Genomic DNA, 15,728 nt, shown 5'->3' on the forward strand with positions numbered 1-15,728 from the left:
TTTTATAAAACTCTTCTTGCTCTACCAATTGAACTCCATGGAACATCTACTATTCTTATTGTTTTTCCTGAGTTTGGTGATTCAATCCATTGTCCATTTCCTATATACATACCAACATGTCCTAAATTGCTATAGAATAATAAATCTCCTGGTTGTACACTATCTAGAGATACCTCTACACCATTTTTTATTTGATCATAAGTTGTTCTTCCAATCCTTATATTAGCTTTACTAAATCCCCATTGCATAAATCCAGAGCAGTCAAACATTCTTAAACCACTATCAACATATTTATATAAAGAATCATACTTTCCTGCTGCAGAATAATCTGGGAATCTATTTTTTAATGATTGTATTGATGAATTAGTAACTAACTCTCCAGAGCCACCATAAGCATATGGTGATCCAATATGAGATTTTAATTCTGAAAGTACAGTATTATATGCATTAGAAACAGATTCACCATTCCCATTATTTCCACTATTTCCATTATTATTATCGTTACCATTAGATATTCTTATATAATCCGAACTTACATATCCTGTTGATCCTTTAAAATTAATCTTATACCAATTTCCTTCTTTTCCTGTTATATTAACTTTTTCATTATTTAATACATACCCTAATACTAATGAATTTGAAGAAGGCTTCTGTCTTACCCTTAAATTAGAAGAAACATTTGTAACAATTCCTATTTCATTCATTGCTTCAGACGAATTATTATTATCATTTGATGTATTATTTCCATTACTTGATTCTGAAGATGGTTTATTATCTGTTATATAATCTTTATGAACATATGCGTATGATGAATTATATTTAATCTTATACCAACTTCCTGTTTCTCCAATTATATTTACAGAATTACCTGAATATAAAGTTCCTAAAACAGTAGAACTAGTAGATGCTTCCTTACGAACCCTAAGCCCTCCACTACTTACATTATAAACATATCCTGTTTTATTAATTTCTGTTTCTGAAGAACTATTATTATTCGAACTACCTCCATTATTACTTGAACTTCCATTAACAGTTATATATTCTTTACTTACATATCCATATCCACCATTGTATTGTATTTTATACCATGATCCTTCTGTTCCAACTATGCTTACTTCAGTGTTATTGGTAATATATCCCAATATTGATGAATTTGTAGAAGCACCACTTCTTACTCTTAAATTTGTAGATACATTATATACTTTACCTTTTGTTAACACTGATGAAGATGCTGTAACTTCCTTTACATAATCTCCATGGACATAACCAGTAATTCCATTGTACTTAATTTGATACCAACCTCCACTTTTAGAAATAATATCAAATGTACTTCCATTCCTAATAGTTCCTAATACAGATGAATTAGTACTTGCTTCTTCTCTAATTCTTAAAGTTGAAGTTACATTAACAACTTGTCCCTTACTTATTGAAGCTACTGATACTCCACTATTTAATTCTGTTGCATTAGCTGGAATAGATTTAATAGTTAAAATAGTTCCAACAACCCCAGAAATAGCAATTATTTTTTTTAGTTTTTTCTTCTGCATATTTTTTTCACATCCTCACCTATTTAAATATATATTTTGACATAATAAATTATATATTTTTTTAGATTAATTTTCTATATTTTTCATTAATTTTTCATATTTTTGTCATTTTTTCATTTTTTTGTAACTATTTTCAATTTTTATATAAAGTTTCTATTTTTGAAAGCTTATATGTAAATTAAACAAAATTAAGAACAGCCCTATTATTACAAATATTTTGTATTAGGCTATTCTTAATAATTTTTGAATATACTTTTCTTATATTTAAACAAATTTATTTAATAATTACTTTTATCTTCTAAATTCCTTTATCATATTATTTTTTAACTGCCATAACTTTTCTGATAAGTCTACATAATATCCCTGTGGATTAGTAAATCTTTTTACTTCATCCCATAATGAATCAACTTGCTTTAAAGAATATTTACGAATCTCCTCAAGATTAGGTGATTTATAAACACATTCTCCATTAATAAAAATTGGTACCTGTATTTTTCTAGCATAATAATTTGTTAAGAGCTTTCGCTTCCATGTATATACAGGATCAAATATTTCATATTCCTTTGAATCATCTATTATTTCATCTCCTAATGTTAATACATCTGCTATAGCTTTATTACTTTCTTTATCAAATAATCTCCAAACTGTTTTATAGCCTGGATTAGTTACTTTTTCTATATTTTCTGATAATTTAATCCTTGGAGATATTTTTCCTTCCTCTTCAACTGCAACTAATTTATATACTCCTCCGAATACCGGTTCTGACTTTGCAGTTATTAATCTTTCTCCAACACCAAAAACATCAATGCAAGCTCCCTGTGTCATAAGGTCTGATATTATATATTCATCTAAACTATTAGATGCTATTATTTTGCATTTTTCTAAGCCATTTATATTTAATATTTTTCTTACTTCTTTTGAAAGATATGCTAAATCACCACTATCCAACCTAATTCCTTTTATTTCTTTTCCTTGAGGTTCTAATATGTCCTTAGATACTTTAATAGCATTAATTATTCCTGACTTTAAAACATTATATGTATCTATCAATAAAATACAATTATCAGGATAAGTTTTAGCATAAGTTGCAAAAGCTTTATACTCATCTCCAAATAATTGAATCCAGGAATGAGCCATAGTTCCAACAGCCTTTATTCCAAACATTTCATCAGCAATAGTATTTGCTGTTCCATCTATTCCTCCTATATACGCTGCTCTAGCTCCATATATAGCTGCATCATACCCTTGGCTTCTCCTTGATCCTAATTCTAATACTTCTCTTCCTTCTGCTGCTCTTTTTATCCTATTAGCTTTTGTAGCAATCAAGCTTTGATGATTAATTGTTAAAAGTAACATTGTTTCTATTAACTGTGCTTCTATTACTTTTGCTCTAATAGTTAGTAATGGTTCATTGGGAAATACAGGCGTTCCTTCTTGTATAGCGTAAATATCACCTGTAAACTTAAAATTTAATAAATAATCTAAAAATTCTTCATTAAAAAGTTTTCTACTTCTTAAATATTCAATATCCCTTTCATTAAAATTTAATCCTTTTATATATTCTATTACTTGTTCTAATCCAGCTGTAATTGCAAATCCTGCATTATCAGGATTTTTTCTAAAAAACATATCAAAATAAACTATTTTATCTTTTAAATTATTTTCAAAGTATCCATTTGACATAGTGAATTCATAAAAATCTACTAACATACTTAAATTTCTATCATCTTCTAAATTTATTTTACTCATCTTTAATGCTCCTTTTAATTTAAACACATTAATTTTAATTTATTTTTATAACTATATTTCTATTATTTTTTGCTATATTATAAGCTTTTACTCATATATAAATATAAACTATAAGTTTTATATAAAAAGACTACAGTAGCATTGCTTATGCAACATTACTGTAGTCTTTTAGTAAAATTATATAATATTTACTTTAAATTCTTTTTGCAAAAATATATCTTCTTAAGCCACCATACTTTAATTTGTCGCCTTTAATTTCATATCCCAAATTTATAAATGTATTTACACTAAACTCATTATATGGTGATGCTGTTGCACATAGTATTTCAGTATTATTTTTAACAGCAATTTTTTCCAACTCATTGCAAATTATTTTTTGAAGCTTATTTCCTCTATATTCATCTTTAACTACTGTTGATTCTATTTGACCTGTCTTTAATACTTCTTTATGATCTAAACCAATATCATACCCATAATTTGATTTATCACAACCTTTTTTAGCATACACTCCCATTGCAATAAGTTCATCCTTTTCCGTAACATATCCAATTATTTTTCCATTCTCTTTTATGTATTCTTCAAACTCTTCTCTTTCTGTGTCAGCATATAACTCCTTATTTTCAAGTCCATCTATTATTATTTTTTGTAAATCCATAATCTTATCTAAATAAGATAAATCTAACTCTTTTAATTCAACTTCAACCTCTACTCCATCTTTTCTTGTTATTTTTAATATATTATTCAAATTCATATACCTCCAGCTAAAATTTTATACAATCAAAATTTTACTTTATTATATTATGAATTTACAATATTATTTTCTTATGAATTCTAATATTCCTCGAATTATTAATGCACTGCCAAAAAAAATCGCTCCAAAAATTAATATTGCCTTTATGAGTGAAATTGGTAATAAGCTCATTCTCAAAGAAAAAAATATGGAAATTACTATACTTACTATCCCTAAAGCTACACATATAATCCCTAAAATAGTCAACTTACGTAAAGCTAAAATTATTATACCGATAAATAATATTATAGAACTAGTTGTAAAACTTACTCCTCCAGTTGTTGAATACATACCTCTAAATGGAGAATAAACAATTATATTTTTAAATGTACTTATAATCCCTATACACATTATAAATAACCCTAATAATAAACAAACTCTGCTATTACTTGTTTTATGTTTTCTATAAGCCTTATACTTTTCTAAATTTCCATAAGCAAGTATGTTTCTTCTTATTGTATAATTTTTTAATCCTGGAATATATTTAGCTTGTCTTTTTCTCAACTTAAAAATACCACCATTAGAATTAATTATATTTAATATATGCATTAACTTTTAATTTGCAACTAGCCTATAAATAATTTACTATCTTCTAATTGATTGAGCCATTCTTCTATAAGTATGTCTTATTCCTCTTATCGTTACTGATAGCTTCATTATATTCTCAGGTAATGCCATTCCAAAGGTTCCACAATCCCCAATATGTTGAATATCAGCCCCTGCCATTTTAGACATTAAAGCTATTTTTTCAATTACACTTTCAGAAGATCCCTCTTGTGAAGTTCCTATAGTTGTCATTGCAACACCACCTTCTTCATGAATTGAGTCTATCATTTTTTTAGCAATCTCTTCTGTAACACCTGGAACAGTTCCTGGTGCAGGAATTAAAACAACATCAGCTCCACACTTAACAAATCTTCTAGTTACTTTTTCATCATATATGTTTCCACTACCTGCTCCATGCATTTTCCCTGCAATTATTAATGTACTATCACCTAAAATATCTTTTGCAAGCTTTATTCCTTCACAAATAGTTTCTTCAGTAACTCCTGTACTTGGATTACCTGTTATTACTATATAATTAAATCCATATTCCTTTACTTTTTCTAAGTTTTCTTTATTTAATCTATATCCCATTTCATAAGTACTTCCTTCTGGAACTGGCTCTAAATTAACTCCTATTAATCTGCCAACTAACTTTCTTATATTTCTTATATAATTTTTATCTTTAATATTATTTTTTATCTCTTCACCTACAATTCTAAAAGTATCCTCTAACCCCTTTGAAAGATTAGCTTCACCAAATCCAAAAATATAAGGTTTTTCAAAATTAAAAGTATTTAAAGTTATCATATCAGCCCCAAAGCTTGCAGCTAATTCTAAGTTAGATACTTCTTTTACATAAGGTGTATAACTTATTATAGTTTCTGCCATAACTGTTCTACCCTCTGAGTTTTTTATTATATCTTTTAATTCATTTTTACTTAATCTTTCTATATCCCCAGTTGTTAACTCAAATATTCTCTTCATATTAAATACCTCTATTCTTCTATTTTTTATTTATATTAATCTAATAATATAATATTATACAACCTTATGTAATTATTTTCATTAGTATTCAATAAAAAAATAGACAGATAATAATTAAACTTTAACCATTACCTATCTATTTTCTAATCTTTTATTTAAATATGCTGTGTATTAAATTCATTATAAATCCTGTATGTTCATTAAAAATGTTTATTCCTATAATAATAAGAATAATTCCTCCTACAAGTTCAGCATAATCTTTAAATATTCCACCAATCTTCTTACCTGCAATAACACCAATAAAACAGACTACAAATGTTATTATTCCAATAATTAATGATGAAGATAGTATATTAACATTTAAAAATGCAAAGCTTACTCCAATAGCTAAAGCATCTATACTTGTAGCTATAGCAAGAGTAGTTAATTCTTTATTAGATAATTCACTTTTATTATTCTCTTCAGCATCTAAAGTAGTACTTATCTCACTTACTATCTCATTACCTTCATTAGCAGACTCTTTACGATTTTCATAAAATTCATAAATCATTTTTCCACCTAAAATAGTTAATAATATTAAAGCGATCCAATGATCTATAGCTTTTATATATCCTTGAAAGCTTATACCTAAAACCCAACCAATTAATGGCATAGCAGCTTGAAAGCCTCCAAAAAATAAAGCTATTTTTATAGCTGTTCCTTTTGTTAAATTCTTTAAAGTCATTCCTTTACTAACTGATACAGCAAATGCATCCATAGCTAAAGCAAATGCTGTAAATACAATTATAATAATGTTCATAATCATTCTCCTCACATTTTATTTTTATCCTCTTGGGAATTATAAGCAAAAAAAAATAACGAGATTCATGGATGCTCAAAAAAGCATCCATGAGTCTCGTTATTTAAGATTAAGCCAGGCTTTATTAAAACCATTATGTTGACCTAACCACATTTTCATGCTAACTACTCCCTCACAGGACTTATTTATTATACTCTCACCTTGTCCATATGTCAATTATTTACTTACAATTTAACTACTGAAGTTAGAACTAAACATTAAATATTACTATTGTAAGCAACAATAAAATTTCTGCTTTAAATTTATATAAATTATCTTATTTTTCTTCTGAATCTATTACTTCTTCATTTTTTTCTTTTCTTGCATTATTTATTGCTTCATTAACCTCATCTAAAACTTTATCTATTTCATCTATTTCATTTAATTCATTTAATTCATCATTTTCTTCTTCATCTTTATTCATATAATTATTTCCATTATTATTACCGCAATAGATTCCCTTCTTAATTGGTGCTATTAAAAAACCTGCTACTGCACCTGCAAAAAAACATGCAGCTCCTAATAAAATTTTTTCATTCTTATCCATTAATTTTACCTCCAATATAATTATTTACTTAAAAACTATACATTACTTATATGTTTAATAATTTAATAATATTATACACTTACAATTATTTAATAATATTTTAATATATTATAACCCTACTAAATAAATCTAATATTTAGTAGGGTTAATATAATTTTATTACTTATTTAAATATGGCATTACATCTTGTGTATACGCTCTTAATACTTCTGCAACACTCCATGCTTGTGAATAACACCCTCTGCCTGTTGATGCAAAATCTCCATCAAAAATTTCCGCTATTCCATTAATGCAGCCATCTCTCATAGTATCTTCAAAAACTTTACACATATGCTCTGCTTTATTTATGGATTCATCAGAATAATCATTAACTTTACAATATGCAGTTATAAATCCACCTATTAAAAAGCCCCATGTAGTTCCCATATGATAAGCACAATCTCTATCAAATAATTTTCCTATATATTTTCTTTTATAATCTTTATCCATAAATGAAAGAGAACGTAATCCATAAGTTGCATATAAGTGCTTATAAACAGTATTAACTATCTTCATTTCCTTTTCTCTATCTAAAATTGCAAAAGGTAATGATACTGCCCAAATTTGATTTGGTCTTATTTTATCATCATCTTCATCTACAACATCATAAAGACATTGATTTTCTTCATTCCAAAATCTATTATTAAATGATTCCTTAACCTTTTCTGAAAGACTTGAATATTCACTCTTATCCTCTCCAAACTTCTCTGATAAGTCTTCCATTATTTTTAATGCATTATACCATAAAGCATTAATTTCTACTGGTTTACCATGTCTTGGTGTTACAACATAATCTCCAACTCTTACATCCATCCAAGTAACTTGGTCAAGTCCACCACCAGCATATATTAAACCATCATCATCCATACCAATAGAAAAATCTGTTTTAGTAGAGTAAGCATTATATATTTCCTTTAATTTTGGATATATTTTTCCTTCTATAAACCTATAATCATTTAAATCTCCAGTATATTTTAAATATTTATATACTGCTTGGAAGTACCATAAAGAAGCATCTACAGTATTATATCCTGGCTCTGTATTAGCATCTGGAAATACATTTGGAACTAATCCATTTTTTATATACTTAGCAAATGATTCTAATATTTCTCTAGCATCATCAAATCTTTTTGTTACTAAAGTAAGACCCTCAAATGCAATCATTGTATCTCTACCCCAGTCTGTAAACCATGGCAAGCCTGCTAATACTGTTTTTAATCCAGTACTTTCTCTATTTACGATAAAATGATCTCCAGCTTTAACTAAATTATTAGCAAATTCATCTCCTAATTCAGCATTTTTTACTAACTTTTCAGCTCTTTCTTTATATTCTCTTACAATATCAAAACCTGATTTTTCATTTAAACCTTCTATAGTGCATTTAACATATATCTTTTTCTTTTCAAAAGGCTTTAATTCAACTTGTACTTCATATGGAGTATAATGATTATCAACCCCTAAAAATCCAGTTCTATGGTCAATCATATAAAAGTGATTTTCCTCTATTAAATAATTCGGAGTTGCCATACTTGTAGGAATTAGCTTTCTATCATAAAAACTTCCTTCAGATGTATAGAAATCTATTTTTATATCCTTATTTTTTTCTGGTATTAAAGTTAAAGTTTTTTCTGATATATTAATATCAAATTTCAAGTCTCCTCTTTCACTTGTTTCTCCAGCTTCTCTATAATTAAATAATGGAAGTATATTTAACTTACTTTCTTCACTACCATTTTCTATTTCGTAACATACAGCAACTGTATTATGTCCATATTCAATTGCTATAGTTTTCTTTACTGTAATATCTTCAACTCTATAATAATATTCTGGAATCGTATCCAAAATAAACTGTTCTAAATGCTCTTGTCCATTTTTTGAACTACCTATGTATTGTTGAGATGCTAAATCATATTCTCTATCTCCAACAATTACTTGCTCTTGAGTTCTAGTAAGTATCATCATTCTATTTACAGGAGCATTTAATGAAGCTATTAAATATCCATGAAAGGCCTGTGCACCGCCCCCTGCAACAGTATGATTAGCATATCCACCAATACCATTACCTATTACCCATGATAATTCATTACCATCTTCTATTGTTTTCCACATTCCTCTTCCATACTTATACATATATAATTCCCCTCTTCTACTAAGTTGTATCTGATAATGAAATTATACCTAAGTTTTTTTTTGTGAACAATAAAACATATATGCTAATTTTATACTAAAACTGCTATTTTCAAAATTTACATACTACAGTTAACGACTCCTACTACAAACTTATATGAGGAGTCGTTAATTATAATAGTATTTGTCTTTTAAATTATAACCTTAAACTTTAAATTTCAGTTCTATTTATGATGTATATCGTTAAAGTTTCCTTTACTCATTGCAGCACGCTCTGCAACTAAGTTAGAAATCACTTCATTTACGCTCCAATTTATAGACGTTTCTGTAACAACTGCTTTTAAAACATTGTTTACTTTTACTTTTTTAAGATTCTCAATAAAAATATTCATTTTTGCTGGTGCTATTGAATTAAAAATTATAGCTCTTTCTTTTCTACCATCTTCACATTCTGAATTTATATTATTTTCTAATAAATCACTAATTATAGTATTTCCATTTTTAGAGTTTATTAGTATTTGATCTCTAATTCCTAAAATCATTGCACAGTTTTTAACCTTTTGCAAATCCTTTCCTACTATATTAGAAACTATTATGCAAGCTCTTCCTTCTCTCGCTGAATTATCTTTTATATCTAATTTATCAAATGACATATGTAATCCTCCAATTTAATATACTAACATTTCTTAATTTAATTATATCCTAATTATATCATAAAATTCTTATAATTAATAATCATTATTATTTAACATAAAAACTTTCCGCATATGAACACTTGTTCGTATAATATCTTTATTATATAATAATACTAATAATGAAAAAGTTAATCTTATTATTAATAAATATTAAAGTTGGTGAATTTATATGGAAATTTCAGATAAACTAAGAATTTTAAGTAGTGCCGCTAAGTATGATGTATCTTGTTCATCTTCCGGTTCAAATAGAAGCTCTAAAAAAGGTAGTATTGGTTCAGTTTCATCAAGTGGAATTTGCCATACCTTTACTCCTGATGGAAGATGCATATCACTTTTAAAGATCCTTTTAACTAATTATTGTATATATGATTGTGCTTATTGTATAAATAGAATTTCAAATGATATAGAAAGAGCTTATTTTACTGTTGATGAGATAGTAGATTTAACTATAAATTTTTATAGAAGAAATTATATAGAAGGCTTATTTTTAAGTTCTGCAATAATAAAAAATGCTAATTTTACTATGGAACGCTTAACTCAAGTAGTTGAAAAATTAAGAAATGAATACAACTTTAGAGGTTATATTCACTTGAAGGCTATTCCGGGAGCTGATGAAGAACTTATAAAAAAAGCTGGTTCTTTAGTGGATAGAATGAGTGTTAATCTTGAATTACCTTCTTCAGATTCATTAAAACTGCTTGCTCCACAAAAGAATAAGGATGAAATTTTTAAACCTATGAAATTTATAAAAAATAATATAATTGCTACTAAGCATGAAGCTAAAACCTTTAAAAATTATTCCACTTTTGTTCCTGGTGGCCAAAGTACTCAACTTATAGTAGGTGCTACAAAAGAAAGTGATTTAAACATTCTTAATTTATCAGAAAACCTTTATAATAAATTTGACTTAAAAAGAGTTTATTACTCTGCCTATGTTCCAGTTAACCACGGTAAAAACTTACCTGACCTCAAAACACCTCCTACATTACGTGAACATAGACTTTATCAAGGTGATTGGTTATTAAGAGTTTATGGCTTTAAGGCTTCTGAATTATTATCTCAAGAAAATCCTAATTTAGATATTAATTTTGATCCTAAAACAAACTGGGCATTAAATAATATTCATTTATTTCCTGTAGAAATAAATAAAGCTCCCTATGAACTTTTAATAAGAGTTCCTGGAATAGGTGTAAGAGGTGCTAGAAAAATAATTAGTGCTCGTAGAATTAGCAACTTAAACTTTTTAGATTTAAAGAAACTTGGCATTGTTATAAAAAGAGCACAATATTTTATAACTTGTAATGGTAAATATTTCGGTTGTGTATCATTTGATAATGAAAAAATTAAAAAGGCTCTTACTCCTAAAATAGATTTAAACTTAGTGGAAAAAGATTCTGAACAAATAAGCTTTTTTGATAATGAGATAAATAAAATTTTATTACCATATAATACTCATTTAGATAATGATTTATCTGCAGATAAAAAGCTACTTCTATTAAATGATAAAATAACTTCTTATACTGGAGAAATATAATTATGATTGAATTTTTATATGATGGTTCTTTAGAAGGATTATTTACAGCTATTTTTTATGCATATCAATCTAAGGATCCTTGTACAATAAATAAATTAGAAAATCACATTCCTTCTCTATTAAATGAGATAAAAGAAATCACTACTGAACTCGATAAATTCAAAAGAGTATATAATAGCATTATCCAAAAATTAAATGGAAAAGCTTTAAATAATATATATTATCTATATCTTAGTGAAATTGAAGGTGCTGAAGATTTAATATTAAACTATTTAAAATTATGCTATAAATACGGTACTGATATAAATCTTGCTAAAAATAATGATACTATAATATCAGTAGATAAGTATTATCGAAAAGTATCTGGAGAGGCTCATATGTTTACAGGATTTGTACGTTTTAAAGAAATTGCTCCTTTAAGCTTTTATGCTCAAATTGAACCTGTTTATAATATTTTGCCTATAATAATTAATCATTTTACTCTAAGATTTTCTGATCAAAACTTTATTATTCACGATTTAAAAAGAGAGAAAGCCATTATTTATAATAAAAAAACTGCGATAATAACTGATTTATCTAAGGATGAAGGATACTTAATTTCTACTCTTAATAATGATACAAATTTTGAAAGCTTATGGAAAACCTTTTATAAATCTGTAAATATTAAAGAGCGTGAAAATAGTAAACTTCAAAAACAACATATGCCTAAACGATATTGGAATCATCTTACTGAAATTTAAAACTAGATTGCATATTGCAATCTAGTTTCCTCCTAATTTCTTATATAAATCATCTTTATCTATACTAACTCCATTAACATTTTTCATCTCTATTCTACTAGATATATTATTCCAATTTATATATTCATCAAAGGGATTGTCACTAGAATTTTCTTCTAACCAAACCATTAGATTGTTAGGTATATTAATATCCATTGATAATAGTATTCCTTTTTTATCTCCTAAAAGTGTTTTCCCCAATAATCTAATTGATTCTAAATCTAATTTAGATGTAGCTATTCTATTGTTCTTCATATCATAACTAATTAAGCTAGATATATCTTTAGGTACACCTAAAATATTTTTTCCCTCCTTAATTGCATACCACCAACCTCCTAATAATGCTCCATAACGCTTTTTTATGGATACAAAGTAACTATCTAATGTTATTCCATTATGAGTAAGCCCATTAAAACTTAAAAAACATGCAATATTATATAATGAATTTAAAATCCAACTTACTGTATTTATAGGTATCTTACCATTACAATATGTCATTAAATCTCTTAATAAAATTAAATCTTCATCCTTTTTAACTACTATCCCTACTTCTCCCCCTATTGTTCTAAAACTTTTCTTAATCTGTGGTAAATAGTTATCAAATTCCTTTTTCATCTCAATATTAGAATATTTTATATTATTTAATTTATTTATTGCATTAATAGCCATCTTTTCATTTTTATCATTAATTAAATATAATATTTCTTCATTACCTATATACATTCTTCCTATTTCAAATATATGACTTATTCTGAAGTTCATTGTATAATACTTTCCATCTATACATTTTAATCTTATAAAGCCTGGCTTCTCCCAAACTCCTTTAGCAATATTTTTTTCTGCTTGCTTATATAAATTATTTATTTTATTAGTAATTTCAACATACTCTTTCTTTTTCCCATTTAAATCTGGATGATATACTTTCATAAGTTCAACATACTTACTTTTTATATCTTCAATATCATCACTAAATAATTCATAAGGATATTTAATATTTCTTATTTCATCTATACTTAACATTATCCTCACCAACCTATAAATAATTTTAATAATTTATATTTATGATTCTATAAGAAATATTATGTAATTTTAATTAAATATATTTTCAAATATTTTCCAATTTGTTATAATATAATATATGTTATGTAAATAACTATTCCTATTTTAGAGATTGGAGTGTTTTTAATGGAAAAAGAATTAAAATTCAAAATATACAATAAAGTTTTAAATAAATGCTTTAAAGTAACTAGAATAGACTACATTGATGAAATTATTTATTACTTTGATAAAGAAAAAAATGATGAAGATATAGTTTCTTTTAATGATTCAGTTCTTTTAATGCCTACTGGAATCTATGATGCTTCAGGCAGAGAAATATTTGAGGGTGATGTTATAACCTATCAAGAAAATAGTTTTACTTACAAAAAGACTGCAGAAATAATATATGAAGATGGCTGCTTTATGACAAAGCAATTATTTCCTAAAAATTTGGAGCTTAAAGCACAAAAGGAAAATATGATTATTGATGACTTTAAAGATTTGTTATGCGTTGCTACATCTTCTATATCTAGACCAATTAAAATCATCGGTAATATTTTTACTTATAAATTAAGTAAAAATAATTGTAAAATAAAAATAGAGGTTTAAAAACTTATATTTTTCAACAAAAAAAGATATCGTAAAATAATTATGATATCTTTTTTGTATTTATTATATTTTATTTATACTTCCATTATTATTGGTACAATTATAGGTTTTCTCTTAGTCTTACTATATATAAACGAACCAACATCATTTCTAATATTATTTTTTATTTCAGACCACTTAAATATATTCTTATCTATAGATGTTTGTATACTATCATAAGATATTTCTTTTATTTGATTTACTAATTCTTCTGACTCTCTAACATATATAAATCCTCTTGTTACTATATCTGGACCTGAAGCTATAGTTTTAGTTTCTTTTTCTATTGCAACGATAATATTTATAATACCGTCCTTTGATAAATTCTTTCTATCTCTTAAAACTATATTTCCTACATCTCCAACACCTATACCATCAACTAGTATATTTCCAGCTTGAACTTTTCCAGAGATAGTTGCTGATTTTCTATTTAAGCTTAATACATCACCATTTTCTAAAATAAATGATTTACCTTTTTCTAAACCTACTTCTTCAGCTATTAATATATGCTTTCTTAAATGCTTATACTCACCATGTACTGGTACAAAATACTTAGGCTTTAAAATTGATTGTAGTAATTTTAATTCTTGTTCACAAGCATGACCTGATACGTGAATCTCCTCTATAGATTTATAAATAACATTAGCACCCTTTTGTGTTAATTCATTTATAACCTTTGATATAGCCTTTTCATTTCCTGGAATAGGATTAGCAGATATAATTATCATATCATCTTTTTCTATTTGAATATTTTTATGAGTAGATGATGCCATTCTCGTAAGAGCTGACATAGGCTCTCCTTGACTTCCAGTAGTAACAATCGTTATTTGCTCACTATTATATAATTTTAAATCCTTTAAATCTATTAATAATCCTTCTGGCATATTTAAGTATCCAAGTTTTATAGCAACATCAGATATTTTTTCCATACTTCTTCCGCTAAATGCAATTTTTCTTCCATACTTAATTGATGAATTTATTATTTGCTGTAATCTATGAATATTAGAAGCAAATGTAGCTACAATTATTCTTCCTTTACCCTTACTAAATAAATTATCTAAGGTTTCACCTACTGTTTTTTCTGACATTGTATAACCTGGATGACATGCATTAGTGCTATCAGCCATAAGTAATAAAACCCCTTGTTTACCTAGCTTAGCTAATCTTTGTAAATCTATTACTTTCCCATCTACAGGAGTAAAATCTACCTTAATATCTCCAGTATGTACTACAATACCTAATGGAGTATGAATTGCTAAAGCACAACTATCTGCAATACTATGATTTGTTCTAATAAATTCTACTTTTACTTTTTCTAAAGCTATAGTATCCCCTGCATTAACAACATTTAACTCTACTATATCAAGCATTTTATGCTCTTCTAGCTTACTTTTAATTAAACCTACAGTTAAGTTAGTAGCATAAATTGGTGCATTAACTTGTTTTAATATATATGGTATTGCTCCTATATGATCTTCATGTCCATGTGTTATGAAAAATCCTTTTACTCTTTCTTTATTATTAACTAGATATGTTACATCTGGAATTACTACATCTATTCCATACATTTCTGAATCAGGAAAAGTCATTCCACAATCTACAACTATTATTTCTTCCCCATATTCTATTACCGTTATATTCTTTCCTACTTCTCCAAGTCCACCTAATGGTATAACTTTTATTTTTTTCTTGCTTTCCATTAAAATCCTCCATCTTATTTTCTTTATCTATATTTCTCTATTTTTTTGCACAAAAACAAAAGTTGTTTTAAATCAACTGATTTATAATTAAATATTATTTTATAATTCAATCCGTTCAATTCTCTTAACTAAACTAACCACTATTATAAAGATCCCTACTTAACATT

At 26.5% G+C, this 15,728-nt stretch carries 14 protein-coding genes; 3 read left to right on the plus strand and 11 right to left on the minus strand.

Annotation, left to right across the window (positions count from 1 at the left end; all coding sequences use genetic code 11):
• Window positions 1-2: 2 nt before the first annotated feature.
• From HCG76_RS06125 to HCG76_RS06165, 9 genes are all read right to left on the minus strand, one after another.
• Window positions 3-1,547: a C40 family peptidase gene (locus tag HCG76_RS06125; RefSeq protein WP_221699418.1), complete on the minus strand. Its 1,545-nt coding sequence runs from the start codon at window positions 1,545-1,547 to the stop codon at window positions 3-5.
• A gap of 291 nt (window positions 1,548-1,838) precedes the next feature.
• The gene (locus tag HCG76_RS06130; RefSeq protein ID WP_221699417.1) at window positions 1,839-3,296 is read right to left on the minus strand and encodes a nicotinate phosphoribosyltransferase; all 1,458 of its coding nucleotides are present in this window, start codon (window positions 3,294-3,296) and stop codon (window positions 1,839-1,841) included.
• A 193-nt stretch (window positions 3,297-3,489) separates the two neighbouring features.
• A complete protein-coding gene (locus HCG76_RS06135) occupies window positions 3,490-4,041 on the minus strand; it encodes a GNAT family N-acetyltransferase (RefSeq protein ID WP_221699416.1) in 552 nt (183 codons plus the stop codon).
• Between the two features lie 69 nt (window positions 4,042-4,110).
• On the minus strand, window positions 4,111-4,590 hold the full coding sequence (locus HCG76_RS06140; RefSeq protein ID WP_221699415.1) for a hypothetical protein: 480 nt from the start codon (window positions 4,588-4,590) through the stop codon (window positions 4,111-4,113).
• An 81-nt stretch (window positions 4,591-4,671) separates the two neighbouring features.
• Window positions 4,672-5,616, minus strand: a complete 945-nt coding sequence (locus tag HCG76_RS06145; RefSeq protein WP_221699414.1) for a DUF7916 family protein — start codon at window positions 5,614-5,616, stop codon at window positions 4,672-4,674.
• A 151-nt stretch (window positions 5,617-5,767) separates the two neighbouring features.
• Window positions 5,768-6,415: a manganese efflux pump MntP gene (locus tag HCG76_RS06150; protein WP_221699413.1), complete on the minus strand. Its 648-nt coding sequence runs from the start codon at window positions 6,413-6,415 to the stop codon at window positions 5,768-5,770.
• A 316-nt stretch (window positions 6,416-6,731) separates the two neighbouring features.
• On the minus strand, window positions 6,732-7,001 hold the full coding sequence (locus tag HCG76_RS06155; RefSeq protein ID WP_221699447.1) for a hypothetical protein: 270 nt from the start codon (window positions 6,999-7,001) through the stop codon (window positions 6,732-6,734).
• 159 nt (window positions 7,002-7,160) lie between these two features.
• Window positions 7,161-9,170 carry an amylo-alpha-1,6-glucosidase gene (locus HCG76_RS06160; protein ID WP_221699412.1) on the minus strand — a complete coding sequence of 670 codons (2,010 nt, stop codon included), beginning with the start codon at window positions 9,168-9,170 and terminating at the stop codon, window positions 7,161-7,163.
• A 221-nt stretch (window positions 9,171-9,391) separates the two neighbouring features.
• Window positions 9,392-9,820: a DUF3783 domain-containing protein gene (locus HCG76_RS06165; RefSeq protein WP_221699411.1), complete on the minus strand. Its 429-nt coding sequence runs from the start codon at window positions 9,818-9,820 to the stop codon at window positions 9,392-9,394.
• A gap of 211 nt (window positions 9,821-10,031) precedes the next feature.
• Here HCG76_RS06165 and HCG76_RS06170 point away from each other — a divergent pair, with 211 nt between their 5' ends.
• On the plus strand, window positions 10,032-11,396 hold the full coding sequence (locus HCG76_RS06170; protein WP_221699410.1) for a putative DNA modification/repair radical SAM protein: 1,365 nt from the start codon (window positions 10,032-10,034) through the stop codon (window positions 11,394-11,396).
• Between the two features lie 2 nt (window positions 11,397-11,398).
• Entirely contained in the window at window positions 11,399-12,136 is a 738-nt protein-coding gene (locus HCG76_RS06175; RefSeq protein ID WP_221699409.1) for a TIGR03915 family putative DNA repair protein, read from the plus strand.
• Between the two features lie 21 nt (window positions 12,137-12,157).
• Here HCG76_RS06175 and HCG76_RS06180 read toward each other — a convergent pair whose 3' ends face one another.
• Window positions 12,158-13,195 carry a J domain-containing protein gene (locus HCG76_RS06180; RefSeq protein ID WP_221699408.1) on the minus strand — a complete coding sequence of 346 codons (1,038 nt, stop codon included), beginning with the start codon at window positions 13,193-13,195 and terminating at the stop codon, window positions 12,158-12,160.
• 165 nt (window positions 13,196-13,360) lie between these two features.
• Between HCG76_RS06180 and HCG76_RS06185 the strand changes: the two genes are divergently transcribed.
• Complete coding sequence (locus tag HCG76_RS06185) at window positions 13,361-13,822, plus strand: YopX family protein (protein ID WP_221699407.1); 462 nt, start codon at window positions 13,361-13,363, stop codon at window positions 13,820-13,822.
• Between the two features lie 74 nt (window positions 13,823-13,896).
• Here HCG76_RS06185 and HCG76_RS06190 read toward each other — a convergent pair whose 3' ends face one another.
• The gene (locus tag HCG76_RS06190; RefSeq protein ID WP_221699406.1) at window positions 13,897-15,561 is read right to left on the minus strand and encodes a ribonuclease J; all 1,665 of its coding nucleotides are present in this window, start codon (window positions 15,559-15,561) and stop codon (window positions 13,897-13,899) included.
• Between the last annotated feature and the right edge of the window lie 167 nt (window positions 15,562-15,728).

This window comes from Clostridium sp. K13 (assembly GCF_019734195.1).
Lineage (GTDB): Bacteria > Bacillota > Clostridia > Clostridiales > Clostridiaceae > Clostridium.

Coding starts and splice junctions, on each gene's coding strand:
- HCG76_RS06130 (WP_221699417.1), bottom strand. CDS start 3,296: ATGAGTAAAATAAATTTAGAAGATGATAGAAATTTAAGTATGTTAGTA.
- HCG76_RS06150 (WP_221699413.1), bottom strand. CDS start 6,415: ATGAACATTATTATAATTGTATTTACAGCATTTGCTTTAGCTATGGAT.
- HCG76_RS06165 (WP_221699411.1), bottom strand. CDS start 9,820: ATGTCATTTGATAAATTAGATATAAAAGATAATTCAGCGAGAGAAGGA.
- HCG76_RS06170 (WP_221699410.1), top strand. CDS start 10,032: ATGGAAATTTCAGATAAACTAAGAATTTTAAGTAGTGCCGCTAAGTAT.
- HCG76_RS06145 (WP_221699414.1), bottom strand. CDS start 5,616: ATGAAGAGAATATTTGAGTTAACAACTGGGGATATAGAAAGATTAAGT.
- HCG76_RS06160 (WP_221699412.1), bottom strand. CDS start 9,170: ATGTATAAGTATGGAAGAGGAATGTGGAAAACAATAGAAGATGGTAAT.
- HCG76_RS06125 (WP_221699418.1), bottom strand. CDS start 1,547: ATGCAGAAGAAAAAACTAAAAAAAATAATTGCTATTTCTGGGGTTGTT.
- HCG76_RS06155 (WP_221699447.1), bottom strand. CDS start 7,001: ATGGATAAGAATGAAAAAATTTTATTAGGAGCTGCATGTTTTTTTGCA.
- HCG76_RS06185 (WP_221699407.1), top strand. CDS start 13,361: ATGGAAAAAGAATTAAAATTCAAAATATACAATAAAGTTTTAAATAAA.
- HCG76_RS06190 (WP_221699406.1), bottom strand. CDS start 15,561: ATGGAAAGCAAGAAAAAAATAAAAGTTATACCATTAGGTGGACTTGGA.
- HCG76_RS06180 (WP_221699408.1), bottom strand. CDS start 13,195: ATGTTAAGTATAGATGAAATAAGAAATATTAAATATCCTTATGAATTA.
- HCG76_RS06175 (WP_221699409.1), top strand. CDS start 11,399: ATGATTGAATTTTTATATGATGGTTCTTTAGAAGGATTATTTACAGCT.